This window comes from Enterobacter cloacae complex sp. SHL022 (assembly GCF_049237785.1).
Lineage (GTDB): Bacteria > Pseudomonadota > Gammaproteobacteria > Enterobacterales > Enterobacteriaceae > Enterobacter > Enterobacter hormaechei_C.
On the sequence record NZ_JBMKJH010000001.1, the window covers coordinates 900689 to 906688 of the forward strand.

The window sequence follows — 6000 nt, forward strand, 5'->3', positions numbered from 1 at the left end:
TTATTTACTCGCTATGCGGATTAAATCTTCTTGATGGACACAGCGGTGGACACTCCACAGTAACTACCCCATCAACGACTGGCATGCATATTACACTGTAGCGCCCAAATCGTCAGCATACGATCTCCTGTTCATTGAGTGATAACGAGTGCCTACAGTTAAGCAATGTAAATTAAATTGTTGGGCAGTCATCATCACCCAGCGCGCGGTTGATGAAGAACGTCACTCTACCAAGCACCTCCCCCCTTCCAGAGCAGCACCTTCGATCGCTTCGCCATCATCTGTCATGAGTGACAGCCCCATCAGATTGGCAAACTGTGTGTGGCAGTCGCACAGAATCAACAACACATCACCTGGCGTCTTCTTCATTACAGGTTCGATTACCGCAAAGCCTGTATCAGTTTCGAAGCTCGCTCTGCAACTCTTACTATCGCCCCATCACCGGCCAGTCGCCGCCCGTTTTGCATACGACAGGCGGCAGTTTACTTTACTCGTTCTATTGAGAATAATGCGTGTATTACTCAGCTTTTTTTATCTTCTTTTTCTGCCTCGTAAATTGCTCTTATACTTCAATTTCCACTCATTGTTCCGTAGACAGCCAATAGAGCAGTCAAGTAATCCTATTTTGTAAACAAGCTTGGTAACCTGAGTCTGTCGCAGACCCAGTAAGTTTTAAGCCTATTTTCAAGAATCATTGAGGGGCGGTACTAGTTGAGATACCGAGTGGTTTATAAATTACGTTTTGAGTTAGCTTTTAACTTTCACAACTGAAAACTCGCAAATCCATTTCAACATACTTATATACTTCTACTTGTAAAGTATTGGACCAGACGTTGACATTCTCAATAACAATCAAGAGATTCTTGCTTCAACGGAAGTTGAATTAACCTTCCTCCACAAGCAGAAACGACATGCCCTGCCGCTTAAAATTCATCATATACTACATTATCACCGAACCCCCTTACAAGGGTTTACTCTCCCGGCGAATAACTTCACCACCCAGCCATTCTTGTTTGTATATCAACTGCCTGACAAATTCGTATCTCATACTCAGAGTGTTATCGTTCTTGTCAGATACAGAATCCATCAAGTTCACAACCTCAACAACTGCGTGATTTTTACAAATTGCCGTGGTTGCTTTATGGATATTATCGAGTCTTATCCTTGCTGCCTTTGATTTTACTCTGTCAATTTTACCTTTGGTTTTTAGCCAATTTTGGCTGTGTTTCTTTCTTCTGGTCAGTGTTTTATTAAGACGGATTAATTTTTTCTTTTCTTCCGCTTGGTAAGTGTTATCACCGCCGCCCCCAGATGACAGATGAACGCTATCCACATTATTAAGTACAATTGTAGATTTGATATCAGAGGGGTGTATTGGATCAGGGACTGTTTGCTCTGTATTAAAACTGATATACCACTTCCCCTGATTCAGGGAAATAGTTGCGTTTTTTAAATCACCAATGATTTCACGACTCTTGCGATACTTTACCCAGCCGACTTTAGGAAGAGATACCAATTTTTTTTCTTGATCTACTCTAACCCTTTGGCATGGTATACGGAAAGAATCATGCCGACCTTTCTTTTTAAACTTTGGATATTGTGATTTGCCGGTAAAAAAGTTTCTGAATGCTCTGTCTAAATCTCTTAACGATTGCTGTAAACACTGAGAAGGGGCTTCTTTCAACCAAGAAAGGCTCTCTTCATTCTTCCATTCAACCAATTCAGAAGCCAGCTGAATGTAGCCTATGAATTTTTTACCAGAACGGTAATTCTCGTTAAGAAGAGCAAGGCCTTTGTTGTAAACAAAACGACAGGAGCCAGCAAAGGCCAAAAAGTCTGATAACTGACCTTTGTTAGGTTCAAGCAAAAATTTGAATGCCTGTTTTTTAATCACAACTGGACCTGTGTAAACGGAGCGAAACTGGTTAAATGCTAAATCATCGTGCGAGCGTTGATTAAAGGATTTGACTACTTTTAACGACCTTATTCAACCAATAAAAAGCCCCACATATATGGGGCTTTGACACTTAATTTGAAATTAGCCTTGCAGCAGAGACAGAACCTGCTGAGGAACCTGGTTAGCTTTGGACAGCACGGAGTTACCAGCCTGCTGGATGATCTGCGCTTTGGACATGTTGGACACTTCGGTCGCATAGTCCGCATCCTGAATACGGGACTGCGCTTCAGACAGGTTGGTAGTGGTGTTGTTCAGGTTGGTTACTGCAGAAACCAGACGGTTTTGTACAGCACCCAGGGAAGAACGGAATTTGTCGATCTGGCTGATTGCATCGTCCAGCGCTTTCAGTGGATCGGCAGTAGAGGTGGAAGCGGTGGTAGCTTCGGTGGTCAACTTACCATCAGCAGTTTCATAAATGGTACCGCCAGTGCTGTTGGTGATAGCACCGTTCTTCTGTTCAAAGTAGGTCACATCTTTTGTCGGCTCGCTGGAAAGCGCACCGTCGTCAACATAAACATCGTCATTGGCAGCATCTTTAACATCACCTGCTGCGGTAACGGTGTGAGTGGCTGTACCTGTACCACCCAGATCAAGGGTGAAGTTTGCACCTTTAGTCAGGTTGGCCATGCCTTCAGCACTTACATGTGCATTGGTGATATTAACAGTGTCAACTTTAGCCAGGCTGGTGAAGTCAGCGCTGCCAGTAGTGCTATAAACAGTGTTCTGACTGGTACCTGATGCGACGGTCATAGTCGCTGTTTTACCATTAGCAATTAATGCGTCTAATGTTGCAGCTGTATTCCCCGCTGCAGTAGCAGTGAAGCCACCAGTTGATGAATCAAGATAAAGCGCACTACCGTCAGCCGCAGTGATATTACCATTATTAGCAACCATAATATCGGTTGCCGCGCCACCGTCGATGCTCACTTTGGCAGCAAATGCGCCATCCGCCAGAATCTGGGCATTTGTTGAAGTCTGAATGCCGGCACCTTCTGAACTCACAGACATCCCGGAAGCAGCACCGGACGTAAGAGTGATTTTAGTCTTAACACCAACAGGAACTGCGCCAGTCGAGTCGCTGTTTGAAATTAATCCGTCCCAAGTTGCAACAGCAACGCCACCCGCATTGGTTTTCGTCAGGTTACCTTGCTTATCTAAATACAGCGTCGCGTTATCATCTGCCGCAGTGATTTTACCATCCTGGGAGATGTTAACTTTCTGATCTTTTTCACCGATCGTAACCGTTGCCTGAGAAGAATCCCCTGTATTTGGGTTAATAATGCTTAGTGTCTTTGCTGAATCTGCGCCTGTCGCATCGAAGCTGTATGATTTGCTTGCCGCGTCATATTTGTAACCTGCGGTTGCAGCCACACCGAACGCATTTGCGCCGCCGCCAGTGATAACGGATTTATCTGAGATATTTGCTAATAAATCAGAAGCTGATGCCTTACTGTTAGCAATGGTGTTCTTATAATCAGTCACACCATTCGCATCTGTAGTGCCTTTAGTAAAACCAGCTAATTTCAGATCGTCAGCTGTTGCTTTGGTATTCGCTACTTCACCTTTACCGTTAACGTTAAATCCAGTCAGGTTTAAAGTAGAGGAATCAATTTTTTTCAGGTCAATTGTGATGGTTTCACCATCGTTCGCACCAACCTGAATTTTCATGGAACCGTCTTTTGCCAGCACGTTCACGCCGTTGAACTGGGTCTGGCCGGATACGCGGTCAATTTCGTCCAGACGGGATTTGATTTCGTCCTGGATTGAGTTCAGATCGGATTCAGAGTTAGTACCAGTAGAAGACTGAACAGTCAGCTCACGGATACGCTGTAAGTTGTTGTTGATTTCAGACAATGCGCCTTCAGTGGTCTGTGCAACGGAGATACCGTCGTTGGCGTTACGCGCAGCCTGAGTCAGACCTTTGATGTTAGAGGTGAAGCGGTTGGCAATCGCCTGGCCAGCAGCATCATCTTTTGCGCTGTTGATACGCAGACCGGAAGACAGACGCTCAATGGCAGTAGACATTGAAGACTGGTTTTTGTTGATGTTGTTCTGAGTGAGCAACGAGAGGCTGTTGGTATTGATGACTTGTGCCATGATAGTAATTCCTATTTGACTGAACTTAAATTAAGTTTACGGCTTCCACCATTTGGCTCCTGCGCCGCTATGTTCACTATCGGCAACGTACTCTGGACCTTTAGAAGAAAAAGTGAAAAACCATCCCCATCTGCTTTCAGGCATCAAACGAAAGATAGTTGTTTACTTTTAATACAATGTGATAAGTTCGTTTTAACGCCCCCTAAACCACCATGATAAAGCTAAACAATTCAATATGTTGAGCATCATAAATAAACTATCTCGTTTGACAAACTGGCTACCTCTTATAAACCTCTAATCTCTTCATTTCTCAGCACTCAACAAGCGAGCATAACCCGATGTTCCGATGGTAAGACCTATCCAAGGCGCAAATGCTTAGCTATCTCATCGGATGGCACCTTGTTTTATCTGTCTTTTTTAGTAGGTGTATGTAAGATGGTTTTACATTACAGTCATTCTCTGTCTAATACATGATCAGGAGATTTGTTCAGTGAATGTTTCTGCCCGTTTTGTTATACTATTAAATCTTGCATGCGCAGCTTTATTATTTACTCTACTCAATGCCAGGTTTGATTTATTCTGATCAGGATCTCATTTTACTTACTCGAAATCCCTCCTAAGATTCATGCATGTACATATCTTACATCCAATCGAGTAGTAAATCGAAAATCATCAGGGAGAATAATGACTTGATAAAGGACGTGATCATTGACCATCGTCCTAACTTTCCATAAACAGGTGGGTATTTAGTGTATGAACCCTCGTCCAACTAGTTCCTTCCGATTACCCTTAAAGCACTTTTCATGGTGATGTTTTTCCTTGTTACATATTTGGATGCTTGTTTTAAGGCATTATTCATTGCTATTACAGTCACAGGCCTAGCTAACCCTTTAACTCGATTTGATCTACTCTGGAAAACATAAATATCAGAAGGATTGCAATCCTTTCTGTACGCAATTAACTTAGAAAGCAATAAATTTAATCTAATTGTTCGTGGCTCAAATTTTGGAGTTCCAGCCAAGTGCAGCATGTCATCTTCGATATCGGAATATCTAATAGTAATCACCCTGCTGCCTTCAGCACGGAGAGAAAACAATGTTAGCCATAAGTCTGCCCAAGTTGATGAGATTTTAGACAATTCAAAGTGAATAGCCCTAAACTCTTCAGGTGTAATAGAATCTGTTTTTGCCATGAATACCCCCAATGCTCAACCCAACCGCTTACCAAAATTTCAACAACTTTATTACATCATTTCAATACTTTATTACGAAAATTGGATTAAATGTTCAATATTTTTTTCCTCTACCCCTACCGCGCCGGAAATTTTTTATACAAGGTGCACACCGCAACGTCGTAAATAATCGCCACCTGCTTTCTGTCCATTCCGTTTGCGATCAGCCTGCCAGCCTGCGCCCATTGCTCAGGGGTTAACTTCGGCCTTCTGCCGCCTATGCGCCCTTTCTCCCGGGCTGCCGCCAGTCCTGCCCGGGTGCGTTCCACGATTAACTCCCTCTCCATCTCGGCCAGGGCTGACATGATGTGGAATATGAAACGCCCCATTGGGCTGGAAGTGTCGATGCTGTCCGTAAGGCTTTTGAAGTGGATGCCGCGCTGCCGGAGTTCGTCGACCAGCAGTACCAGATTTCGCATGCTTCGCCCGAGGCGATCCAGCTTCCACACTACCAGCGTATCGCCCTCACTCAGCGTTCGAAGAAGCTTTTTAAGCGCTGGCCGGTTCGCTACCGTCCCGCTCATTTTTTCCTCAAAAACCTGTTCACATCCTGCGCGTTCGAGAGCTTGTCGCTGAAGATCTGTGTTTTGGTCATTTGTTGACACCCTTACGTAGCCAATTAGCATGTTTTTCACCCAATATTTTCTGCAAAAAATCAGGTGAAGTTATCGGCATGGATGCCGCAGGGCAATCTATAAAACGTCGGTTTGGGAAG

4 protein-coding genes are annotated in these 6000 nt (G+C 44.0%); all 4 read right to left on the reverse strand.

Annotation, left to right across the window (positions count from 1 at the left end; genetic code table 11):
- Nucleotides 1-961 precede the first annotated feature (961 nt).
- Nucleotides 962-1894, reverse strand: coding sequence for an RNA-guided endonuclease InsQ/TnpB family protein (locus tag ACOTZD_RS04190; protein WP_006811567.1), 933 nt, complete (start codon nucleotides 1892-1894; stop codon nucleotides 962-964).
- Between the two features lie 144 nt (nucleotides 1895-2038).
- Entirely contained in the window at nucleotides 2039-4054 is a 2016-nt protein-coding gene (locus ACOTZD_RS04195) for a flagellin (RefSeq protein ID WP_058686849.1), read from the reverse strand.
- Nucleotides 4055-4823: 769 nt separating this feature from the next.
- Nucleotides 4824-5246 (reverse strand): hypothetical protein, encoded by a 423-nt coding sequence (locus ACOTZD_RS04200; RefSeq protein WP_006811569.1) that lies wholly within the window; start codon nucleotides 5244-5246, stop codon nucleotides 4824-4826.
- A gap of 116 nt (nucleotides 5247-5362) precedes the next feature.
- Nucleotides 5363-5911, reverse strand: a complete 549-nt coding sequence (locus tag ACOTZD_RS04205) for a recombinase family protein (RefSeq protein WP_006811570.1) — start codon at nucleotides 5909-5911, stop codon at nucleotides 5363-5365.
- Nucleotides 5912-6000 lie beyond the last annotated feature (89 nt).